The 22,077-nt window shown below is 35.5% G+C and carries 16 protein-coding genes; 8 read left to right on the top strand and 8 right to left on the bottom strand.

Annotation, left to right across the window (positions count from 1 at the left end; translation table 11 throughout):
- The first annotated feature begins 55 nt into the window (after positions 1–55).
- From ABTV69_RS20955 to ABTV69_RS20965, 3 genes are all read left to right on the top strand, one after another.
- On the top strand, positions 56–3,571 hold the full coding sequence (locus tag ABTV69_RS20955) for a molybdopterin-dependent oxidoreductase (protein ID WP_433832290.1): 3,516 nt from the start codon (positions 56–58) through the stop codon (positions 3,569–3,571).
- 88 nt (positions 3,572–3,659) lie between these two features.
- Positions 3,660–5,090 (top strand): rubredoxin, encoded by a 1,431-nt coding sequence (locus ABTV69_RS20960; RefSeq protein ID WP_433832291.1) that lies wholly within the window; start codon positions 3,660–3,662, stop codon positions 5,088–5,090.
- Between the two features lie 140 nt (positions 5,091–5,230).
- Positions 5,231–5,875, top strand: a complete 645-nt coding sequence (locus ABTV69_RS20965) for a hypothetical protein (RefSeq protein ID WP_433832293.1) — start codon at positions 5,231–5,233, stop codon at positions 5,873–5,875.
- Positions 5,876–6,007: 132 nt separating this feature from the next.
- On the opposite strand, the gene moaA is transcribed toward ABTV69_RS20965, so the two are convergent.
- The 8 genes from moaA to ABTV69_RS21005 all read right to left on the bottom strand — a co-directional run bounded on the left by moaA (position 6,008) and on the right by ABTV69_RS21005 (position 12,539).
- Positions 6,008–7,015, bottom strand: a complete 1,008-nt coding sequence (gene moaA / locus ABTV69_RS20970) for a GTP 3',8-cyclase MoaA (protein WP_433832295.1) — start codon at positions 7,013–7,015, stop codon at positions 6,008–6,010.
- Positions 7,002–7,916: a bifunctional molybdenum cofactor biosynthesis protein MoaC/MoaB gene (gene moaCB / locus ABTV69_RS20975; RefSeq protein WP_433832297.1), complete on the bottom strand. Its 915-nt coding sequence runs from the start codon at positions 7,914–7,916 to the stop codon at positions 7,002–7,004. The genes moaA and moaCB overlap by 14 nt, the downstream gene beginning before the upstream one ends.
- Before the next feature lie 9 nt (positions 7,917–7,925).
- Positions 7,926–8,357, bottom strand: a complete 432-nt coding sequence (locus ABTV69_RS20980) for a molybdenum cofactor biosynthesis protein MoaE (protein WP_066034044.1) — start codon at positions 8,355–8,357, stop codon at positions 7,926–7,928.
- A 147-nt stretch (positions 8,358–8,504) separates the two neighbouring features.
- Positions 8,505–9,578: a molybdopterin-synthase adenylyltransferase MoeB gene (moeB, locus tag ABTV69_RS20985; protein WP_433832299.1), complete on the bottom strand. Its 1,074-nt coding sequence runs from the start codon at positions 9,576–9,578 to the stop codon at positions 8,505–8,507.
- Positions 9,579–9,588: 10 nt separating this feature from the next.
- Positions 9,589–9,828 carry a MoaD/ThiS family protein gene (locus tag ABTV69_RS20990; RefSeq protein ID WP_433832301.1) on the bottom strand — a complete coding sequence of 80 codons (240 nt, stop codon included), beginning with the start codon at positions 9,826–9,828 and terminating at the stop codon, positions 9,589–9,591.
- Positions 9,829–9,830: 2 nt separating this feature from the next.
- Positions 9,831–10,619 carry a uroporphyrinogen-III C-methyltransferase gene (cobA, locus tag ABTV69_RS20995; RefSeq protein ID WP_433832303.1) on the bottom strand — a complete coding sequence of 263 codons (789 nt, stop codon included), beginning with the start codon at positions 10,617–10,619 and terminating at the stop codon, positions 9,831–9,833.
- Positions 10,620–10,625: 6 nt separating this feature from the next.
- Positions 10,626–11,195: a molybdenum cofactor guanylyltransferase gene (locus ABTV69_RS21000; RefSeq protein ID WP_433832305.1), complete on the bottom strand. Its 570-nt coding sequence runs from the start codon at positions 11,193–11,195 to the stop codon at positions 10,626–10,628.
- 171 nt (positions 11,196–11,366) lie between these two features.
- On the bottom strand, positions 11,367–12,539 hold the full coding sequence (locus ABTV69_RS21005) for a molybdopterin molybdotransferase MoeA (RefSeq protein WP_433832307.1): 1,173 nt from the start codon (positions 12,537–12,539) through the stop codon (positions 11,367–11,369).
- Positions 12,540–13,464: 925 nt separating this feature from the next.
- Here ABTV69_RS21005 and ABTV69_RS21010 point away from each other — a divergent pair.
- From ABTV69_RS21010 to ABTV69_RS21030, 5 genes are all read left to right on the top strand, one after another.
- Positions 13,465–16,596 carry a SusC/RagA family TonB-linked outer membrane protein gene (locus tag ABTV69_RS21010; RefSeq protein ID WP_433832309.1) on the top strand — a complete coding sequence of 1,044 codons (3,132 nt, stop codon included), beginning with the start codon at positions 13,465–13,467 and terminating at the stop codon, positions 16,594–16,596.
- Positions 16,597–16,611: 15 nt separating this feature from the next.
- Positions 16,612–18,084 (top strand): RagB/SusD family nutrient uptake outer membrane protein, encoded by a 1,473-nt coding sequence (locus ABTV69_RS21015; RefSeq protein ID WP_433832312.1) that lies wholly within the window; start codon positions 16,612–16,614, stop codon positions 18,082–18,084.
- A 33-nt stretch (positions 18,085–18,117) separates the two neighbouring features.
- Entirely contained in the window at positions 18,118–20,034 is a 1,917-nt protein-coding gene (locus ABTV69_RS21020) for an arylsulfatase (RefSeq protein WP_433832314.1), read from the top strand.
- Positions 20,035–20,265: 231 nt separating this feature from the next.
- The gene (locus ABTV69_RS21025; protein ID WP_433832316.1) at positions 20,266–21,321 is read left to right on the top strand and encodes a sterol desaturase family protein; all 1,056 of its coding nucleotides are present in this window, start codon (positions 20,266–20,268) and stop codon (positions 21,319–21,321) included.
- An 11-nt stretch (positions 21,322–21,332) separates the two neighbouring features.
- A complete protein-coding gene (locus ABTV69_RS21030; RefSeq protein WP_433832318.1) occupies positions 21,333–22,049 on the top strand; it encodes a thioredoxin domain-containing protein in 717 nt (238 codons plus the stop codon).
- Positions 22,050–22,077 lie beyond the last annotated feature (28 nt).

Here is a 22,077-nt window from a genome sequence, read left to right on the forward strand (position 1 = left end):
ACTTTTCTAAAGTAAGACCATTCAATAAAAGTAGTACCTCTAAATAGAAGACGAAATGCAAACTACGAAGATCAAAACTACCTGTTCCTACTGCGGCGTTGGCTGCGGGATAATCGTGACCAACGATGCCAAAAATGGCGTAATGGTAGAAGGCGACAAAGATCATCCTGTAAACAAAGGAATGTTGTGTTCTAAAGGAATGAACCTGCATTACGTAGTAAACGATACTTCAGACCGAATTTTATATCCAGAAATGCGAGGTAGCAAAAACTATCCGCTAGAACGCGTAAGTTGGGATACTGCTTTGGATCGTGCGGCAGCTGTTTTTTCTTCCATCATTAAAAAACATGGACCAGACAGTGTTGGATTTTACATTTCTGGACAATGTTTGACCGAGGAATATTACTTAGTAAACAAACTGGTAAAAGGCTTTCTGAAAACAAATAATATCGACACCAACTCAAGACTTTGTATGAGTTCTGCTGTTGTCGGCTATAAAAAAACTTTCGGAGAAGATTCTGTTCCAATTGCTTATGACGATATTGAATTTGCAGACACTTTCTTAATTACGGGAGCAAATCCAGCTTGGTGCCACCCTATTCTTTTTAGAAGATTAGAAAAACACAAAGAGATAAATCCGAAAACAAAAATCATTTGCATCGATCCAAGACGAACAGATACTGCTGCTTTCGCGGATTTGCATTTGCAGATTATTCCAGGTTCTGATATTATTTTGTACCATGCAATTGCCAAACGAATTATCGAAAAAGGTTATGTAGATCATGATTTCGTTAAAAATCACGCAGAAAATTTCAAACAATACAAAGACTTAGTTTTAGGAACTTCGCTTGAAAAAGCATCTAAACTTTGCGGTATTTCGGTAAACGATATCAAACTTGCCGCTGATATTATCGGAAAAGCAAAAGGATTTATTTCGCTTTGGGCAATGGGATTGAATCAAAGTGCTGTTGGCGTGGATAAAAATACAGCTTTATTGAATTTGTCATTGTTGACTGGTCAAGTAGGAAAACCAGGTTCGGGACCATTTTCATTAACGGGTCAGCCGAATGCAATGGGCGGACGCGAAGTTGGCGGTATGGCTACACTTTTGGCCGCGCACAAAGACATCGCCAATCCAACGCATCGTAAAGAAGTTGCCGACTTTTGGGGAGTCGACGAAATTTCAGACAAACCGGGTTTAACAGCAACAGAAATGTTTGAAGCTTTAGAATCTGGAAAAATGAAAGCCGTTTGGATTATTTGCACCAATCCGTTAGTGAGTTTACCCGATTCTAGAAGAGCCGAAAAAGCGCTTCAAAATGCCAAATTCGTAGTCGTTCAAGATATTTCGCATAATGCCGATACAGCCAAATTTGCCGACTTATTATTGCCTGCAGCGGGTTGGTTGGAAAAAGAAGGAACGATGACCAATTCAGAACGTCGTATTTCTTATCTGCCAAAAGGAATCAACGCGCCTGGCGAAGCACTACCAGATATTGAAATCTTGATTCGTTTTGCTAAAAAAATGAATTTCAACGGATTCAATTTCAATAGTGCCGAAGAAGTTTACAAAGAACATTGCGCACTTACCAAAAACACTAATATTGATATTTCATTTCTAAATTATAACCGTTTAAAATCGGAAGGAACTTTTCAATGGCCAGTTCCAGATTATAATCATCCCGGGACTCCAAGATTGTTTACTGATAAAAAATTCTATACCCCTTCTGGAAAAGCGATTTTCAATCTGCCGGTTTCTATCGAAAATACATCGGTACAGCCAAATGATGAATTCCCTTTTATTTTAACGACGGGACGAATTCGCGATCAATGGCATACGATGACCAAAACCGGAAAAGTATCGCGATTGTTAACGCATATTCCGAGTCCTGTATTGGAAATAAATCCGATTGATGCTTACAAAAACGATATTAAAAACGGTGATATTGTTACGGTTACGAGTAAAAATGGAGAAGTTAGAGTAAAGGCAAAAGTCACTGATTCTATCAAAGAGAAAGTCGTTTTCTTGCCAATGCATTGGGGAAAACAGCTTGAAAATGATTTGAATAGAACCAATAATTTAACGAATACAGTTGTCGATCCAGTTTCAAAAGAACCTGATTTTAAATTCACAACCGTTTCGATTAAAAAATACGTAAAACCATTTCAAAAAATTGCTATTATTGGAGCTGGAGCAGCTTCATTTCGATTCATACAAAACTATCGCGAGTTTAACACAACCGATGAAATTATTGTTTTTTCGAATGAAATAAATCCGTTTTACAACCGTGTTTTGCTTCCTGAATACATGACGGGAGAGTTCAGCTGGGAACAGCTTTTAAAAGTAAAAGATGGCGAAGCTTTCAGCAAACTGAAAATTACAATGAAAGCTGGAGTTGCGATTGAGAAATTAGATCCAAAACAAAAAACAATTATAGACAGTCAAGGCGAAATTCATACTTTCGATTCGTTGATTATGGCTACTGGAAGTCGCCCTTTCGTTCCAGAAAATGCACAGCTTCATCTTCCAGGACGTTTTACCGTGAGAAAAAAAGAAGATGCCGATCGTTTGAAAAAACATTTGGACAGCACCAATCTTCCGCCTGAAGAACAACATGTTGTTATTATTGGTGGTGGTTTATTAGGATTGGAATTGGCAGCTGCTCTAAAACATAAAAAAGTAAAAACTACAATTGTTCAAAGAGCTTCGCGATTGATGGAACGTCAACTGGATCGAATTTCAAGCAAATTATTGGCCGAAGAAGTACAGCTTCGTGATATTCAAATTTATTTTGATAATGAGGTGAGTACGGTTTTCGAAACTGATAATCCAAATGAAATTGAAATTGCTTTAAAAAGCGGTAAAATCATTACAGCAAACGCGATTGTATATACAATTGGAACTATTCCGAATATTGAAATTGCCCGTGAAAGCGGACTTTCATGCGGACGAGGCGTTAAAGTAAATCAGTATTTGCAAACTTCAAATCCGGATATTTTTGCCATTGGAGAAATAGCCGAATTTAATAATAAACTTTTTGGAATCACTTCTGCTGCCGAAGAACAAGCAGATATCCTAGCCAACTTTTTAGCCGGTGATATCAGCAGCTATTACAAGGGTTCTATTTTAATGAACATTCTAAAATTAGAAGACATTAATTTGTGCAGCATTGGTGATATCGAAATTCCAGAAAATGATGATTCGTACGAAGAAATTGTTTTTGCCGATTTGAAAAAACGCTATTACAAAAAGTGCATCGTAAAGGACGATCTCTTGGTCGGCGCCATTTTAATGGGCGATAAAAACGAGTTTGCCGAATTCAAAACGATGATTGAAAGTAAAATCGAATTATCAGACAAACGAAATACTCTTTTAAGAGGAAGTTCGAATGCAAAACCTGTCTTAGGAAAACTGGTTTGTTCGTGCAGTCAAGTTGGAGCTGGAAACATCGAAGATACCATCAAAAGCGGTGTAAACGATTTTACCGAATTATGTAAAAACACAGGCGCAGGTTTAGGCTGCGGAAGCTGTAAAACCGAAGTAAAAGAGATATTGGCGAAGTGTAAATAGTTTCTTTTTGTTTCAAGTTTCACGTTTCAAGTTGTTGGAACGTAAAACTTGAAACGAAGAAAACCTGAAACCTGAAACAAATAAGACTATGGAACTAACAAGATTAATAGTAAAAGGAGGCGTTATTTCGCCAGGAGAATTACGAGAAGTGGTAAATATTGCTTTAGAAGAAGGCTTAGATTCTATTTCGTTTGGTTCGAGACAGGATATTATTTTTCCGAAAGGATTTAAATCTTTGGATAAAACTACTTTAGGAAAACATCATTTTGTTTATCCAGATCAGAAAAGCGGCAATAATATTGTTTCTTCTTATGTTTCGACCGATATTTTCAGAAATACAAACTGGCTTACCGGAAACCGTTTTTTATATGTTTTGGAAGAATTTAAAGAACAACCAAAACTAAAAGTCAACATAACCGATCCAAAACAGCAATTGGTTCCTTTGTTTACAGGACATTTGAATTTTATTGCTTCAGAGCACGAAGATTATTGGTATTTATACATTCGTCTTCCAAAATGGGAAAAAATAGAAGTTTATCCTGTTTTGATTTACAGCTGGGATTTGGCTAAAATTTATTACGAAATCGAAAAAATTTCCGAAGAAGATTCAGTTGATGTTGAAATGCTTTTCACTTTAGTGAGCGAAGCTTTAGACACCAATAATAGAACTATTGACAAACCATTGAATATTCCGTTTTATCCATTTCCATATTACGAAGGAATGAACCGAATGGGAATCGACCAATATTGGTTGGGATTGTATTGGAGAAACAATTTATACGATCTGGATTTCTTAAAAGAAATGTGTGATTTGTGTTTTGAATGCAAAATCGGAAAAATCTGTATTACGCCTTGGAAATCTTTCATTATAAAAGGAATTCCAAAGGACAGAAAATTGGAATGGGAAAAATTCTTAGGCAAAAGAGGAATCAACGTTCGTCACTCTTTACTAGAATTAAACTGGCATTTACCAGTTGCAATGGAATGGGCTTTGAATCTGAAGACTTTTTTAGTTCGAACATTAGACCAATTCGATATTAGTACTTACGGATTGAATTTCGGAATTTCAGAATACAACCGCGACGGACATTATTTTACTTCGATTGTCATCGAAAAAAATGAACTTCCTGCAGCTTTAGAATCCATTAAAATTAGAGATACCTACAATGTTTTATTTGCAAAGAATTTCGACCCTAATACGCGCGAATACATCGTTCATTCACAAGATATTGACAAACTGGAACTTCCAAATATTCTAATCGAATTAAGTCGAAAATATTTCAATGAACTCGGGAATTCGACTTCAGAAACAGCCGAAAACCCGCAGAAAAAAGAAAAACCTCAATTGGACATTTATCAATGTCAAGAATGCCTAACGCTTTATAATTCTGAATACGGTGATGAAAGTCAAGGAATTCCAAAAGGCATTTTATTTACAGATTTAGGCGAAGATTATTGCTGTTCGTTATGTGAAGCACCGAAAAGCAATTTTAGAATACTGGAAGCGATTGAAAATTAATGAGTTCTGAAAAAGCATCGTAATTTGTATTCAAAAATTGCGTATATTTAGCTTAACTAAGAATTTACATTAAAGCATCCTACTTCAAGAGCTTTAAAGCCGCTTGGTTAACATCTATTTATTCAATAAAAAATACAGTTATGATAAAACGAAATCCAAGTACTCCTGCTGTAGATAATACTGATATTCCAGCAGAAACTGCTGTAGAAACTACTACAGAAGTGCAACCAGAAACTAAAACAACGATTAAAAGAACTACAAGAACGGCTGCAAAAGCACCTGCTACAAAGGCACCAGCAGCAAAAACAACAACCACAAGAACAACTGCTGCAAAAGCACCAGCTGCAGCTGTAAAACCAGCGGCAAAAACGCCCGTAAGAGCAGCGACATCTAAAACGACTCCAAGAGCAACAGTAAAAAAAGCGGCAACAACTCCCACAAAAACAGAACCGATTGTTTCTGAAATTGTAGAGATTAAAACGGATGATGTTTCAGAAAACAAGCCCGTTGTCACTGTTGAAAAAATTGGCAAAGAAAAAAACGATATAAAATCTAAGCTAAAAGCAAAACTGAAAGCCAAAAAAGAGAAAGAAAAGAAAAGAGAAAAAGCAATAAAAGCAGTTATCAAAAAATTAGAAAAAGCCAAAAAAGATAAACTAAAAGCTGCTGCGAAGAAAAAAGAAAAAGCGAAAAAGGCAAAAGATAAAGCCAAAGCTAAAAAAGTTGCAGCAAAGAAAGCTGTAGCATCGAAAAAAGCTAAAGCGAAGGCTAAAAAGAAAAAATAATTTGAAGAAAGGTTTAACGTAAAGTTGAGCCTTTTTTTGTTGTCATTGCGAGGAACGAATCAATGACAAACGTTATGGTTACTTATCTTTGTCAAAGTTTAAAACTTTGACAAAGATTCTCATAAAAAGAATCTATCCCCCAATCGCAATCATACTGCGATTATCAAAATGTTTAGCTGGATCATCCATTTCAGAAACGCTTGCCATTCCAGCTCTTACCTTTTTCTTATTTTGAATTGATTGTGCAATCAAATCAGTGATCGATTCTCCATTTCTAAAAGCCGTCAATAAATCGGTTTCTGAATTGGAAAAAAGGCAGTTTTTTATTTTTCCGTCAGCCGTCAAGCGGATGCGGTTGCAGCTGTCACAAAACGGATTCGTAATCGAGCTGATGATTCCGAAATCGCCTTGGAAATCTTTTATTTTATAATTTCTTGAAGTAAAGTTTTTTTCGTCTTCCAGTTTTTCAATTTCATCAGATGAAAATTCAGTTTCAACCAAAGATAAAATTTCTTTTTGCGAAACCATTTTACTTCTATCCCACTCATTCCCTGCAAAAGGCATAAATTCTATAAAGCGAACAGAAATGGGCAGAAATTGAGTCAGTTTTACAAAATCGACAATTTCGTTCTCATTAAATCCCTTCATCAAAACCACGTTTACTTTCACTTGAAAATCATTATTCAAAAGCAAATGCAAATTATCAATTACCTTCTCAAACTGATTTCTAAGTGTTATTGTATGAAATTTTGAAGAAACCAAAGTATCTAAACTTAAATTGATCTTTTTGACTTTAAATTGCTTTAAAACCTCAATATGGCGGTCGATCAAAATTCCGTTTGTCGTAATGGAAAGTGAAATCTTTAATTCTGATAATTTAGAAACAATTTCTGGAAAATCTTTTCGAAGCAAAGGTTCTCCACCCGTTAATCGTATTTTGTCAACACCATTTTTTACGAAAGTTTCGGCAATGGCATAAATCTCTTCAGCCGTCATTAAACTGGCTTTTGGAGATAAAGCGATTCCATCCGCCGGCATGCAATACGTACAACGCAGGTTGCATTTTTCCAGCAGCGAAATGCGCAAATAATTATGTTTGCGCCCAAAACCATCCGTTAAAATAGTGCTAGAGGCTGTCATGATTTTTACCTTTTAAAATATGAAAAACGTGCAACACGTGCGGAAAAACAGCATCCATGGATTCTCTTACTCCGTTTGTTGAACCAGGTAATGCTAAAACTAATGTTTTACCTAAGGTTCCCGCAACACTTCTAGAAAGCATTGCATAAGGCATTCTTTGCTGACCATAATTGCGAATGGCTTCTTCTATTCCCGGAATTCTGCTTTCTAACAAAGGCTCCAAAGCTTCTGGCGTAACATCTCTAGGAGATAATCCTGTTCCTCCTGTAAAAATTACCAGCTGGTTTTCTTTAGCGAAAGCTTTCGTTTTTTCCTGAATAATATCTAATTCGTCTGGAATGATTTCGTAATGCGAAGTTTCAACTCCGTATGAATCTAATTTTTCTACAATTGTTTTTCCAGAACGATCTTCTTTATCACCTGCAAAAATCGAATCAGAACAAACGAAAACTGCAGCTTTAATTACATTCGGAAATCTATTTTTGAAAGAAGATTTTCCGCCTTCTTTATTGATTAATTTGATTGTTGAAATCTCGATTTCTTTATCAATCGGTTTTAGCATATCGTACATCGTCAATGCCACGATTGAAGCGCCGTGCATCGCCTCCACCTCAACTCCAGTTTTATAGACCGTTTTTACTTTGAAAATAATATGAATATCTAACCCTTCAATATTATATTCAACAGCAGTATATTCAATAGGAAGCGGATGACAATCTGGAATAGATAAATGGGTGTTTTTTACCGCAAATAATCCAGCAGTTTTTGCCATTTCCAATACGTTTCCTTTTGGCACTAAATTGTTCACAATCGCATCAATTGTTTCTTGTTTGCTGACTTTTACAATTGCGGTTGCAGTTGCTACTCTTAAAGTGCTTATTTTATGCGTAATATCTACCATTATAATTTCTTAGGTATTTTGTTTCCAAGTGAAGGTATCGTTTTCAAACATTTCTTTTCCAAAAATTGGCACATCGGTTTTGATCCAATTTACGATCGCTTCGGTCGCTTCATAAACTTGTTTGCGACGTGTTGCCGAAACAAAAACAAACAAACAGATTTCGCCAGCTTTTACAACGCCCAAACTATGGTAAATATGCATGCAAGTCAAATCGAATTTAGCGAAAGCTTTTTCACGAATCGCATACAAAGCCTCATTTGCCATATCTTTATAAGCCGAATAATCGATTGCTACGACCGTATTGTCATGAATCACATCGGCGCGAACTTGTCCTAAGAAAATATTGTGCGCTCCAATTGTGTGTTTGGATTGGTGTTTCGCGATCGATTCTGCTATAAATTCAGGAGAAATCGGTCCTTCTACAAATACATTTTTACTCATTTTTTATTTTTTTTCGCCACAGATTCGCAAATTATTTCTCTCGCAGATTTTGCAGATTAAGCTGATTTTTTGATTTCAAATTTTAATAATCTGCTCAATCTGCAAAATCTGCGGGAAACAAAATCTTTTAATCCTTTAAATCTGTGGCTATATCTTTTCTTCTTTTAATAATAGTTTCATTGCTAAAGCACCGCCAACAATACTTTTCACATTTTGAAATTGATTTTTCTGAAGCAATTCAACAGCTAATTTACTTCTAATTCCGGATTGACAGAAAACGTAAATAACTTGATTTTTATTCAGTTTTTTAATTTCATTTTCTAAATTCATTAACGGAATCTGAATGCTATTTTTCAATTTTACTTTTGGCAACTCATCTTCATTTCTAACATCTAAAAACAAAACTTCATCATTTTCAATTTCATCTAAAATCAAATCAAATTTTATTTCTTCTATTTGATTTTCATTTGCATTATATTTTCGATCAAAATCTTCTTTTGTCAACTTCAAATTTGAAGCTTTCTCGAAATCATATTTCTGCTGTTCGTTTTTCAAAATATTATAAACCAATATTTTTCCGCTTAAAACTTCTCCAATTCCGAGAATCATTTTAATGACTTCGTTTGCTTGAAACATGCCGATAATTCCTACCGAAACGCCAATGACGCCAGCATCTTCACAATTTGCGGCATTCGAATTTTCAACGGGATACAAACATCGGTAAGTTGGGCTATTTTGATAATTGAAAACGGAAACTTGTCCTTGAAATCTAAAAATAGATCCGTAAACCATTGGTTTATTTGTCACAACACAAGCATCATTTATCAAATATTTTATTGAAATGTTATCTGTTGCATCAACAATAATATCATATTTTTCAAATAGCGAAATGGCATTTTTTCCAGATAATTTCTCCGAAAAAGCAGTGACTGTTATTTCTGGATTCAAATCTGAAATCAACAATTTTGCTTCTTCTGTTTTTGATTTTCCAACTGCCGAAGTTTTGTAAATAACCTGTCGATGGAGGTTCGAAACATCAATAACATCATCATCCACAACTCCGATTTCACCAACTCCAGCACCTGCCAAATAAGGCAAAATTGACGCACCTAAACCTCCTGCTCCAATTACCAAAACTTTTGATTTTGTTAATTTTTGCTGGCCTTCTGCTCCTATTTCAGGAAGAATGGTTTGTCTATTATATCGAGTTGATTCTTTCATTATCTGTTAATTAACCTCCTGCAAAAGGTGGTAATAAGGCCACAATATCAGCGGTCTGCAAAGTGTAATCTGAAGCTTTTGAAACTATTTTTTGATTTACAGCAACACTGAAAGTCAGTGATTCAAACTCATATTTTTCGTTTAAATTCTGCAATAATTGTTGCAATGAAACTTCTTCCGAAAAAGATAATTTTTCGAATTCGCATTTCGTCTTTTCAGCAACAGCTCCAAAATATTTAACTTCAATCATTCTTATAAATTTAAATTCTGAAAAATGAATTCATCATCAAAATGTTCTTGAAAATACTCCGTCAATTTTGATGTATTTTTCACCACTTCTCCTATCACAATAATGGCCGGTGATGAAATATTCTTTTCGGATACCAATTTAGTAATTGTGTTTATAGTTCCAATCACTTTTTGTTCTGAATTTTTAGTTCCGTTTTGAATAATGGCAATTGGCAAATCGTCATTTCTATTTTCTTGATAGATTGAAATGATTTCGTCCAATTTATGCATTCCCATCAAAATAACTACAGTTGCGGCCGATTTTGATGCCAAATGAATATCTTTTGACAATTCGTGATTAGAAGTTGTTCCTGTAATAACCCAAAAACTTTCCGCAATTTTACGCTGTGTCAGACTAATTCCTGCCGAAGCCGGAACTCCTAAAGCAGACGAAATTCCCGGAACAACAGCCGTTTCTAAACCAAATTTCACAGCATAATCTATTTCTTCACTACCTCTTCCAAAAACAAAAGAATCTCCGCCTTTCAATCGAACCACATGACCGTAACGATTTGCCATAGAAACAATCAAATCATTAATCTGATCTTGCGTGTAAGCATGGCAGCCCAAACGTTTTCCAACAAAAACAATTTCAGCATTTGATGCATATTCTAATAATTCTTCATTTACCAAAGCATCGTACAAAACCACATCGGCACTTTGTAAAGCTTTAATTGCTTTTAATGTAATCAACTCAACGTCACCAGGACCTGCGCCTACAATCGTTAATTTTGGTGTTTTAAAACTTTGCATAATCTTCTAAGTTAAATTGATATTCAGATCGTTTAATTCGTCGGCCGAATTAATGTTGGTTAAAGGAAAGTTTTCACTTTCTTCAATATTGATGATTTGGTGCGGAATATTGGCAAACAAATTCATCATTTTCAAATCGTCGTTATCAATTGCGCCTTTGATAACAGGCAATATTTTTTTAGAATAAATTCCGATTAACGGATGCAATCTGCTTTCAGAAGCAAAAACTGTAATTTCGGCTTCTGTATTATGTTTTGAAATTAATTCTTGCAATAATTCGGTTGAAATCAACGGAATATCACAACTTAAAATCAAATTAAATTCGGTTTCAGAATGTGATAATGCCGTATAAATTCCGCCTAACGGACCTTTTTCCGGAATCAAATCTGGAATTTTTTCATATTCCAAATAATCGTATTCTTTAGATCCTGTAATTAATTTTATATTAGTTGTAATAGGCAAAATCGCCTGAATTATATGTTCAATAAACGGTTTTTCCTGAAACAAGACCAAGCCTTTTTCTGACTGCATTCTGGAGCTTTTTCCTCCGCAAAGAATAAATACTGAGATTTTCATTGTTCTTTTTGTTTCAGGTTTAACGTTTCAAGTTTTGCTCGCTGTGCGTTCCAATAGGCGAAACTTTTTTATCTTCAATCAAGCTATATGCTTTTATTTATACAGCGCTCTTCATTCTTTATCTAAAAATTCTCTCTTCTTGCCTCTTTCTTCTATCCTTTCAAAGGAAAATTAATCTATAGGCAGAATCGTTACCGACGCGCCTTTTTTTATACTTTCAACATCGTGCGGCACGATCACTAATCCATTTGCTATAGCAAAAGTATTCAGCATCGCAGAACTTTGTCCGTCTAGAATTTCAACACTGGTTTCATTGTATAACGCTTTTAAGAAAAGTGTTTTGCCAGTTGTATTGGTTATCTCTTTATCTAATTTGCGGACAATTTTTGGCAGATGCGTATCTGAAAATCCCATTTTGTTTTTGACTGCTGGATATACGTAGATATAAAAATTAGTCAAAGAAGATGCTGGGTTTCCAGGAAGCGCAAATACCAGAGTATCTTTTTTAGCGCCAAAAAACATAGGTTTTCCCGGTTTCTGATTGATTTTATAAAAAAGTTCTTCTACGCCATTTTTCACTAATGCTTCTTTTACAAAATCATAATCTCCAACTGAAATTCCTCCAGAAATCAATACAATATCATTCTTTTTTAAAATTGACTGCAATGCTTTTTTAGTCGCTTTTAAATTATCTTTTACAGTATGAACTTTAATTTTAGTAATTCCAATTGTTTGTAAGGCAGCTTGCAGCATTACCGAATTGCTTTCGTAAATTTTTCCCTTTGGAAGTTTTTTACCCGGTTTTACCAATTCATTTCCAGTGACTAAAATGGCAACTTTTGGCTTCTTATAAACCATAATTTCAGTAATTCCTAAACAAGCTAAAAAACCAATTGCAGCTGGCGTAATCAATGTATTAGCATCAAAAACAACATCCTCTGCATTAATCTGTTCTCCTTTACTTCTAACATTGGCAAAAGTTTCGGGCATTTTGGCAATCAAGATAGAATCTCCATTTACCATTACATGCTCTTGCATTACCACAGTATCTGCATTTTTAGGAACGTAAGCACCTGTAAAAATACGTATAGCTTCGTTTTCTTTTAGTTTTATATTCTTATGATCTCCCGCTTGAGAAATTCCGACCACATCAAATTGATGTCTTATCGAACGAGTAAAAGCGTAACCATCCATTGCAGATTGTCGAAACGGTGGCATTGAAATTGGCGAATAGATCGTTTCTGCTAAAATATACCCCAGCGCTTTGTCTACCGAAATTTTCTGAGTTGACAAAACCGAACTATTTGCGGCAACAATTTCTAAAGCTTCTTTTACTTCTATCATTTTTGAGAATTATAAAACTAAGTAAAAATACTTAATACAAATATAAGTATTTATCCTTAGATTGATTAAAAATTTTAAATTTTCTTTTAGTATCTATAAAATTACTCTAATTTATTCAAAATCAAGTTTAAAATTTCGATATAGATTTCATAAAAAAATGGAGTTAATGTTCTTTCTACGCTTTTTTTATTCCTAACCAAGTCACTCAAAGTCATTTTCAAAGAATATTAAACATTAAAATAAGTGTAAAATACTACATTTTTTACTCATTTTAGGAATTTATTTTAACAATTGTTTGAAATTGAAATCTCTTATCAAGTCTTTTAAAATAAGGCAACAACAAGCGACACTTTATTTATACCTTCTTCTTAAATGTACATTTTTCAAAAAAAAGTCAACAAACTTTTGGTTTTTATTATATAAAATTTAACTTTGTCTATAGGATTAGTAGAGTTTAAAATAATATTTCAAACCATAAAAACTAGTATTGTGAAAACAACAGAAAGCACATCGCGTTACATTCTTCCTAAAAAATACACTTATAGCACTATTTGTTATATGTGTATCTGTTTTTAATCATCTATCCTACTTATCTGCTTTCAAAAAATTATTTGAGCAGGTAATACAAAATCACCCACCAAAAATAGTTACTGAATTATAACCAAAAATCTTTCCGATGCATTCATTTGCATTGGGACAGATTCTTGAAATCTTATCTATTATTCAACAAATTAAATAACTAACAACTAAAAAAAATAAAATGAAAACAATGCAAAGCTGTTGCTGTAAATAAAAAAAGCCATTTCTGCGGCAACAGAAATGGCAAGGCTTAAAGAACATTTATCACTAAATCAAAACACTTTTAGAGTGCTGTATAAACAGTGCTCAGGGCGTCTTGTTAATTACTTAAAACCAACACAAAGAAATGAAAAAAAAGTTAAACATACACATAGTGCTGTTTCTACTCTTGATAACGGCAGGAATACAAGCCCAGAATACCACCCCGCTTATTCAATCTAAACTAGACGGAACTGTTGTAGATGACATTACAAATCAACCCATTATAGGTGCTTCTATTACTATTAAAGGAACAACTCACGGTGTTGTGACAGATGCTGAAGGAAAATTTTATTTCCAGACAGGACAGAAATTTCCTTATACTTTAATAGTAAGTTATATTGGATATAAAAAACTGGAAGTAATAGTTGAGAAAAATCCAGTTATTATTCACCTTAAAGAAGAACGCCAAGAACTAGACGAATTGGTTGTTGTTGGTTACGGAACTCAAAAGAGAAAGGACATTACTGGATCTGTAGCTTCAGTTCCGAAAGCTAATTTATCTCAAGTGACTTCTTCTGCTGATAATTTATTAAGAGGCGCTGTAGCAGGCGTTGTAGTGACGCAAAGTTCTGGTCGTCCTGGTGCTTCTTCAAGTGTCCGAATCCGCGGAGGAAACTCTATTACCGCTGGTAACGAACCGCTTTATGTTGTTGACGGAATCTTAATTTACAATGACAACAGTAATAGTGGCGCTGGGGTAACGTATGCAGGTGCAACTGTAAACGTTCTTTCAACCATTAATCCTGCTGATATAGAATCTATGGAAGTTTTGAAAGATGCCTCTGCAACGGCGATTTACGGTTCTCGCGGGGCGAATGGAGTTGTAATTATTACGACTAAAAAAGGAACTAAAGGACAGGATAATATTTCATACCAAGGTTATTTCGGATTTCAGAATATCTCAAAAAAGTTGAGATTAATGAATGCTAACGAATGGGCAAGTTTAAGAAACGACGTTCAGGCAAGCATTGGCCAAGCTCCTTCTTTTTCTCCTGAACAGATAGAAGCTTTAAAAACTTCCGGAAATTACGATTGGCAATCAGCGGCTTTTGTAACTGCCGCACCTGTTCAAAATCACAATTTATCTTTTTCTGGTGGCGACGAAAAATCGAGATATGCAGTTTCAGCTGGATATTTTGATCAAGACGGAATTGTTATCGGATCTGATTTTAAACGTATTTCGCTTCGTGCTAATTATGAGAGAAATTATTCTCAGAAATTCAAGTTTGGCGTAAATGCCAATTATACTAATTCCATTTCAAATGGTGTAGGCACAAATGGCGGTGCGGGAGCTGGAAGAAACCCGAATCCTCTAGTTAGTGTCGTTTTGACAGCTCCAGTAGTGCCAATTAAAAATGCAGACGGAAGCTATAATGTAACCAACAATCCTTATGCAACTTCTGTAAATGGCTATGTTCCGAATCCGATTAATGATTTGGATAATACTACTAACGAAACCAAATTAAACAGAATTTTAACCAGTTTATTTGGCGAGTATAAATTCAATAAGGAGTTAACCGCAAAAGTGGCCGTAAGCGGTGACGTTTTAAATACAAAACAAAATTATTACGCGCCTTCAAATACTACGACAGGTGCAGGGACTAAAGGATTGGCTTCTATTGGAGAAAGATCGGTTAGTTCTGTTTTAAATGAAAACACACTTACATACAACACCAATTTTGGTCAAGATCATAAATTCACAGCGTTAGGAGGTTATACGCTTCAATATACAAAAGGTGAGGTGGTCAATGCAGGAGCGCAAACTTTTGTAAATGATGCTAACACTTACAATGCTATTCAAGATGGTGTGCCAGTAAAACCATACAGCGATGCTTACGAAAGCGTATTAAAATCTTGGCTGGCGAGAGTAAACTATTCTTATAAAGGAAAATACAATTTCACCTTATCAGGTCGTGCAGATGGTTCTTCAAGATTTGGTGCAGAATCGCTTTGGGGCTACTTCCCTTCTGCTGGATTTTCTTGGAATATTACGGATGAAGAATTTGCCAATAATATCAAAGGCGTAACGGAGGCTAAACTGAGAATTACAGCAGGAACAACAGGAAATCAAGAAATTGGAAACTATCTTCCACTAGCTTCAATGGGTTCAGTAAATTATTCTTTTGGAGGAACTTTATACACAGGGCTTGCTCCTACCCGATTGGCAAATCCAGATTTGAAATGGGAAAAAACAAATCAATACAATGTCGGATTGGATCTATCCCTTTTGGATCGAAAAATCAATTTTGTTTTTGATGTGTATTACAAAAAGACAAAAGATTTACTAATCAACGTTCCAGTGCCTTTGAGTTCTGGTTATGCGACAGTTCTTCAAAACATTGGAGGAGTTGAAAACAAAGGTCTTGAAATTGGTTTAACAACTGAAAATATAAAAACAGAAAACTTCGCTTGGAATTCGAATCTTGTATTTTCTCTAAACCGAAACAAAGTTACTGAGATTGGAAATGGCGTAAACGAGTTTTTCCCTGTAGTGCCAAACGGATCTCTATTACAGCAACAGCCTGTTATCGTCAAAGTAGGGTTGCCTTTAGGAACTTTCTGGGGATACAAAACCAACGGAATTTTCCAAACTCAAGAAGAAGTAAATACACAACCAAAAATCAATAGTTTGGCCAACACAAAAGTGGGCGATAGAAAATATGTCGATACAAACGGAGACGGTGTAATTACAGCTTTGGACAAAGGAAATTTAGGCACTTCTCAACCAAAATTCGTTGGGAGTTTCAGCAATACCGTTTCGTACAATGATTTTGATTTGAATTTCTCTTTTCAAGGCGCCTACGGCGGAAAAATCTTCAATGCTTTAAATCAACAATTAGAAATTTCTACACTTGGAACTAATGCCGCAGCAACCTTAAACGATCGCTGGACACCAACAAATCCGAGTAACGAAATTCCGAGAGCTTCTAGTTCTCCACTTGGAATTGTTTCAGAACGCTATGTAGAAGATGCTTCTTTCCTACGATTGAAACTAATCACTTTAGGATACACTTTACCAAAAAGCACTTCTAAAAAACTGGGCGTAAAAAGTGTCAAAATATACGTCTCTGCAGAAAATTTAATTACATGGACTAAATACACTGGTTATGATCCAGAGGTAAGTTCATACGAACAAAACAACTTATACCCAGGAATTGACTTTGGTTCTTATCCAAACTCCAAAACATTCATCTCGGGCTTGAACGTAAACTTCTAAGTAAAAAATATCAAAATGAAAAAGACAATCATAACATTCCTTTTAAGTGCTAGCCTTTTGGCATCGTGCACAGACCTTGAGGTAACACCTACCTCTTTTGTAACCGAAGACAACTATTTTGTCACTCAAGATGATGCGGTTGCAAGTGTAACTGCTGTCTATGCTTCTTTAAGCCTTGATCCGGGCGAGCAGAGTTTGTTCGGCAGAAACCTTTATTTCTTAACCGACATGGCTTCAGACTACGCGGCAGCGGGAGTTTCTGCCACCAATCCGCAGGTTCGAGCTTTAAGCAGTTTAACACATGATGCCACTTCAGATCGTGTCCAAGTAGCTTGGAGACAAATTTATGCGGGAATTAATAGAGCTAATGTTTCTATTGATAATATTCCCAAAGTATCAGGTTCTGAAATCATCAAAACAAGATTAATTAATGAAGCTAAATTTATTAGAGGTCTGTTGTATTTTCAAGCAGTTCGTCTTTGGGGAGGTGTTCCGATTGTTTTGCACGAATCAAAATCAATCAATTTAGGAGATTTAAAAACCAATCGTTCTACAGTTGACGAAGTTTACAGTCAAATCGTTAAAGATTTAACGGATGCAGAAGCTTTGCCAAAAACCTATACCGCAGCAGATGCTGGACGTGCAACTTCTGGCGCTGCAAAAGCAATTCTAGCGAAAGTATATCTAACTCGAAAAGATTGGCCAAATGCCATTTCAAAATCAAGAGAAGTTATTGAAGGTGGTTATGGATATGCTTTATTTGAAGATTTTCAGGATATTTTCACTAAAACAAAAAAGAACGGAAAAGAACATATTTTTTCTGTTCAGTTTGAACCAAATCAAGCAGGAAATGGTTCTAGCGGAAGTACTTTCCAGGCGACAGCTTTTACAGGATTTACAGCAACTGAACCAGCAGATATTATTTCAGACGTTGCTTTGTTTTACGACATCTATGCAGCGGGAGACAAAAGAAGAGATGTTAGTTATGCCAAGCAATTACTAAACCCAGCAACAGGAACACTTTATACTTTTCCAAAACCCATCTTCAAAAAATATTTGGATCTAAGCAATTTGGCGACTCCTGCAAACGTAGCAATCAACTTCCCTGTTATTCGTTATGCCGATATCCTTTTGTCTTTAGCGGAAGCAATAAATGAACAAGGTAGTCCAACAGCAGAAGCTTATGAATTAATCAATCAAGTACGTAGAAGAGCTTTCGGCAAAGCGATTACAACGCCAGATGCAACTGTTGATTTAGTTGGATTGAATCAAACTTCTTTTAGAGCAGCCATTCAAGAAGAACGTAAAAAAGAATTTGTACAAGAAGGACAAAGATGGTTTGACTTGGTAAGATGGGGAACATTGGTTAGTGAAGTGAAAAAAGTAACGGCTAAAAACTCGGTTTCAGAAAGAAATAACCTTTACCCGATTCCGCAAAGTGAAAGAAATATCAATCCAGATGGCTTACCGCAAAATCCTGGATATTAATCAAGAACCATATAACTACAAAAACTATAAAAAATGAAAAATTTTAAGAATAGCATTCCCGTTAAAAGCCCGAAAAAAGGACTTTTGATTACCGCTTTCCTAATTGCCCAATTAGGTATAGCACAGGAAAAAACAGAATTTAAAGGGACAATAGGAAAAACTTTAGCAGATTCTAAAGAATATTGGCCAGATCCGGTTACCGCTCCAAAAGGTGCTCCCAATGTCGTTTGGATTTTATTGGACGATGTTGGTTTTGGAGCTTCAAGTACCTTTGGAGGTTTAATTAATACGCCGACTTTTGATAATCTGGCTAGCAATGGACTTCGTTACACGAACTTTCACACCACAGCGATTTGCGCTCCTACTCGTGCTGCTTTATTGACGGGAAGAAACTCAGGAAGAGTTCACGTTAGCGGATTTTCTCATACCATTCTCTCTGCAGGTTTTCCTGGTTGGGACGGAAGAATTCCTGCCGATAAAGGAACCATCGCAGAGATTTTACGCGACAACGGCTACAACACATTTGCAGTTGGAAAATACGGCGTAACACCAGACGAAGAAGCTTCAGATGCAGGTCCGTTTGACCGATGGCCAACTGGAAAAGGTTTCGATCATTTCTACGGGTTCTTAGGTTCTCAAACGGATCAATACAATCCTGATTTGGTAGAAGATCAAGTTCACATTAAACCTGACGGACGTCACTTAAATGAATTAATTACAGATAAAGCCATCAGTTATATTCAGAAACAGCAAAAAGCGGCGCCAGGAAAACCATTCTTCTTGTATTATGCTCCTGGAGCCGTTCATGCACCTCATCAAGTAGCTGAAAAATGGGTTGAACCCTACAAAGGAAAATTTGATGAAGGTTGGGATGTTTACCGAGAAAAAGTATTGGCCAACCAAAAGAAATTGGGAATATTTCCTCAAAATGCGGTATTGCCAGAACGCAATGCTTTAATCACTGAATGGAAAAAACTAACCCCAGACCAAAAGAAAGTGTATGCAAGATTTATGGAAGTTTACGCTGGATTCTTAACCTATACAGATTATGAAATTGGAAGAGTTGTAAACTATTTGAAAGAAAGCGGACAACTTGACAATACGCTAATCTTTGTTGCTATTGGAGATAACGGAGCTAGTAAAGAAGGAACTTTACAAGGAACTATCAATCAAAGTTTGTTTTCTCAAGGAAAAACAGACGAAGAGAATTTCCAAAGTAATTTAAACAACATCGGAGAAATCGGAACGGCAAAAGGTTTAAACACAAATTATCCTTTAGGTTGGGCTCAAGCAACAAATGCTCCTTTCAAAAACTGGAAACAAGATGCACAATCTGAAGGTGGAACTCGTAATCCGCTAATCGTATTTTATCCAAACGGAATTAAAGATAAAGGAGGTATCAGAACTCAATACAGCCACGTAACCGATCTTTTACCAACAACTTTGGATATCGTTGGAATTAAAGCTCCAGAATACATTAAAAACATCAAACAAGATATTATTCAAGGTTCCACTTTCAAAGCTTCTTTGGATAATTCGAAAGCAGAATCCTTGCATAAAGTGCAGTATTACTACATCTTCGGAAATAGAGCCATTTATAAAGACGGATGGAAAGCTTCGGCAGCGCATTTACCAGATTCTTTTGCAGTAAAAAAATCTTTAGGAAGTGCTGAAAAACCAGCTCCAAGCAATTTCGATACTGATGTTTGGGAATTATACAATCTGAACGAAGATTTTAACGAACGAAATAATTTGGCGAAAAAATATCCTGAAAAGCTAGCTGAACTTCAAAAATTATTTGACGAACAAGCAAAAGAAAACAATCTATATCCTTTGATTGACTGGCAGGACGTTTACAATAGAAGAATCCACAACACAGGAGCAGACAAAGGAAAAACAGTTTCTGATTTAATCAAACAGGCTACAAAACCTGGAGGAACAAACAATTAATACACACAACCTGCAAGGTTTTTCAAACCTTGTAGGTTCTCACACGAACTTAAAAAACATACCTACAAGGTTTTGAAAACCTTTCAGGAGATAAAACAAACGATTATGAAACGAGTAGATTATGAAATTATAGGAAAAAAGATTGTCGTTGGGATAATCTTGTTTTTAGTTCCGCTAGCGATTTTAGCGGGAGGATTATCAATTATAAATCAATTTTTAAAATAAGAAATCATGGCAGCAGTTCAAAATTCAAAATTGACAAGAGATTTAACCATAAGTCTTTTTATTTACGCATTGCCTGTTTTGGCAATTTACCTTTACTTTAAACTAAGTGGCAGCGCTGTGAGCGAATCACATATTACACTACCTTCGTTTTTAGAATTTGCACAACCTGTTTTCGCCAACATCAGAACTTGGGGATTAACGGTATTTATGATTGTTTTAGGAATCATAGAATTTGCAGCAGGTTTATACGATGACGATTGGACAGGCGAAGAACGCAAAATTGATATAGTTTCTTTCTTAGCTCCAAAATTGATTTTACCTCCAATTATTGCATTTTTCAGCTTAACAGCTTTGCCTTATTTATTTCCAAATGCCGCAAATGCATTATCATGGGTTCCATTTTGGGGAGGCTTTTTCTTGATCGCAATTGCCGACGATTTAACGCAATATTGGTATCATAGATTGCACCATCAAGTTCCGTTTTTATGGCGCTTTCACAGAACACACCATTCTGCTCCCTATATGGGAATGGCAATGCTTTCGAGACAAAACTTTATCTACACGGTATTCTTTTCTCAAATTTATTTGACAGCAACTTTAACCTATTTAGGTTTAGGATTACCAGCTCTTTTTGTTTTGGTAATTAAAAGTATTATTACTTTGGGTGCACACTCAAGTATCGCTTGGGACAAACCTTTCTATAAATACAAAGTTTTACACCCAATTGCCTGGGTATTAGAAAGATTAATTTCTACTCCTGCAACACATCATGCGCATCACGCAGATACAAGCGGAGATGGTGTTGGACATTTTAAAGGAAACTTCGGAAACATGTTTTTCATCTGGGACGTAATCTTCGGAACAGGATTAATCACGCGTAAATTCCCAGAATCATACGGGACAAAATCATACAAACAAGAAGAATGGTACGCTCAATTTTTATGGCCAATATTCAAATCTAAAAAAGAAGGAAGCCCTCTTGCTGAAGGTGTATTAGCATTTCCAATGAAGCAAAAAGCAGCAGCCGAAGAAACTCCTGCTCCAGTTTTAGAACAGGTTTAATATTTCTTGAGATGAAAAATCAAATCCTAAAAACCAGTTTGACAGCAATTGCCCTCTTTTGGGCAGTTGCTGCTTTTTCGCAAAATGAAATTCACAGTTCTTTGTCATTGGATTCCTTTTATTCGAAAATTAAAACTCAAAAGAATCCTCAAATTGTGGATGCCAGAACTCCAGAAGAATTTGCTTTAAACCATATTGAAGGCGCTGTAAATTTTAATCTTCAATCTGTAAATTACGCACAATCTGTAAACAAATTAGATAAGTCAAAACCAGTTTTTATTTATTCTATTGGAGCTGGAAGAAGTGTTGCTTTAGAAAAAGAATTATTAAAAAACGGTTTCTCTGAAGCCTACAGTTTAGAAGGTGGAATTGCGAATTGGATTGGAAACGGAAAACCTTTTTATTCTAACCTAAAAAGCAAGTTATCATTAGCCGAATTCAATACAATTATTGCCGACAATAAAACCGTTTTGGTTGATATTGGATCCAAATACTGCGGTCCTTGTAAAAAAGTAAAACCTGTTTTAGAAAGCATTAGATCCGAATATGGAAGCCATTTGAAAATCGTAGAAATTGAGTTAGAAGACAGTCCGCAAGTTATTGCCGATTTAAAAACAGTAAAAGTTTTTCCGACTTTAATTTTATATCAAAACGGAAAAATTGTTTTTAAGAAAGAGGGAATCAATGATTTGAAAAGCGAAGTGGATGTTGCTTTGGCTTCCAAATAATTTTACAGATCAAATTCAACTTTGTCAA

It is taken from the genome of Flavobacterium anhuiense (genome assembly GCF_050990855.1).
Classification (GTDB): Bacteria; Bacteroidota; Bacteroidia; order Flavobacteriales; family Flavobacteriaceae; genus Flavobacterium; species Flavobacterium anhuiense_C.

What these genes read in the sequence shown, in the direction of transcription:
- ABTV69_RS21030 (WP_433832318.1), top strand. Translation starts at nt 21,333, where the DNA reads ATGAAAAATCAAATCCTAAAAACCAGTTTGACAGCAATTGCCCTCTTT.
- ABTV69_RS20965 (WP_433832293.1), top strand. Translation starts at nt 5,231, where the DNA reads ATGATAAAACGAAATCCAAGTACTCCTGCTGTAGATAATACTGATATT.
- cobA (WP_433832303.1), bottom strand. Translation starts at nt 10,619, where the DNA reads ATGCAAAGTTTTAAAACACCAAAATTAACGATTGTAGGCGCAGGTCCT.
- ABTV69_RS20960 (WP_433832291.1), top strand. Translation starts at nt 3,660, where the DNA reads ATGGAACTAACAAGATTAATAGTAAAAGGAGGCGTTATTTCGCCAGGA.
- ABTV69_RS21015 (WP_433832312.1), top strand. Translation starts at nt 16,612, where the DNA reads ATGAAAAAGACAATCATAACATTCCTTTTAAGTGCTAGCCTTTTGGCA.
- ABTV69_RS20990 (WP_433832301.1), bottom strand. Translation starts at nt 9,828, where the DNA reads ATGATTGAAGTTAAATATTTTGGAGCTGTTGCTGAAAAGACGAAATGC.
- ABTV69_RS21020 (WP_433832314.1), top strand. Translation starts at nt 18,118, where the DNA reads ATGAAAAATTTTAAGAATAGCATTCCCGTTAAAAGCCCGAAAAAAGGA.
- ABTV69_RS21000 (WP_433832305.1), bottom strand. Translation starts at nt 11,195, where the DNA reads ATGAAAATCTCAGTATTTATTCTTTGCGGAGGAAAAAGCTCCAGAATG.
- ABTV69_RS20980 (WP_066034044.1), bottom strand. Translation starts at nt 8,357, where the DNA reads ATGAGTAAAAATGTATTTGTAGAAGGACCGATTTCTCCTGAATTTATA.
- ABTV69_RS21005 (WP_433832307.1), bottom strand. Translation starts at nt 12,539, where the DNA reads ATGATAGAAGTAAAAGAAGCTTTAGAAATTGTTGCCGCAAATAGTTCG.
- moaA (WP_433832295.1), bottom strand. Translation starts at nt 7,015, where the DNA reads ATGACAGCCTCTAGCACTATTTTAACGGATGGTTTTGGGCGCAAACAT.
- moeB (WP_433832299.1), bottom strand. Translation starts at nt 9,578, where the DNA reads ATGAAAGAATCAACTCGATATAATAGACAAACCATTCTTCCTGAAATA.
- ABTV69_RS21010 (WP_433832309.1), top strand. Translation starts at nt 13,465, where the DNA reads ATGAAAAAAAAGTTAAACATACACATAGTGCTGTTTCTACTCTTGATA.
- ABTV69_RS20955 (WP_433832290.1), top strand. Translation starts at nt 56, where the DNA reads ATGCAAACTACGAAGATCAAAACTACCTGTTCCTACTGCGGCGTTGGC.
- moaCB (WP_433832297.1), bottom strand. Translation starts at nt 7,916, where the DNA reads ATGGTAGATATTACGCATAAAATAAGCACTTTAAGAGTAGCAACTGCA.
- ABTV69_RS21025 (WP_433832316.1), top strand. Translation starts at nt 20,266, where the DNA reads ATGGCAGCAGTTCAAAATTCAAAATTGACAAGAGATTTAACCATAAGT.